Below are 604 nucleotides of genomic sequence, written 5' to 3'. Positions count from 1 at the left end.
CTCTCAAGCGCCTTAGAATACTCATCTCGCCCACCTGTGTCGGTTTGCGGTACGGTCTCGTATGACTGAAGCTTAGAGGCTTTTCTTGGAACCACTTCCGATTGCTTCGTGAACAAGTTCACTCGTCTCAACCCCTTGAATTCCGTACCCGGATTTGCCTAAGTACCTTCTATGAGCCAAAAACCAACTATTCCAACAGTTGGACAACCTTCCGCGATCCGTCCCCCCATCGCATCATACGACGGTGCAGGAATATTAACCTGCTTCCCATCAGCTACGCATCTCTGCCTCGCCTTAGGGGCCGACTCACCCTGCTCCGATGAACGTTGAACAGGAAACCTTGGGCTTACGGCGTGGAGGCTTTTCACCCCCATTATCGCTACTCATGTCAGCATTCGCACTTCTGATACCTCCAGCATCCTTTACAAGACACCTTCGCAGGCTTACAGAACGCTCTCCTACCATATCCAATAAAGGATATCCGCAGCTTCGGTGACTGGCTTAGCCCCGTTACATCTTCCGCGCAGGACGACTCGATCAGTGAGCTATTACGCTTTCTTTAAATGATGGCTGCTTCTAAGCCAACATCCTGACTGTTTTAGCC

The 604-nt window shown here is 50.8% G+C and carries 1 rRNA gene; it reads right to left on the bottom strand.

What is annotated here, in order from left to right:
- Positions 1 to 604 (bottom strand): 23S ribosomal RNA (locus tag CSQ91_RS28405); the annotation flags it as partial.

This window comes from Janthinobacterium sp. BJB301 (genome assembly GCF_002735685.1).
GTDB classification, from domain to species: domain Bacteria; phylum Pseudomonadota; class Gammaproteobacteria; order Burkholderiales; family Burkholderiaceae_D; genus Janthinobacterium; species Janthinobacterium lividum.
The sequence above is the reverse complement of the archived record's forward strand: the minus strand, read 5'-3'. Positions and strand labels throughout refer to the sequence as shown.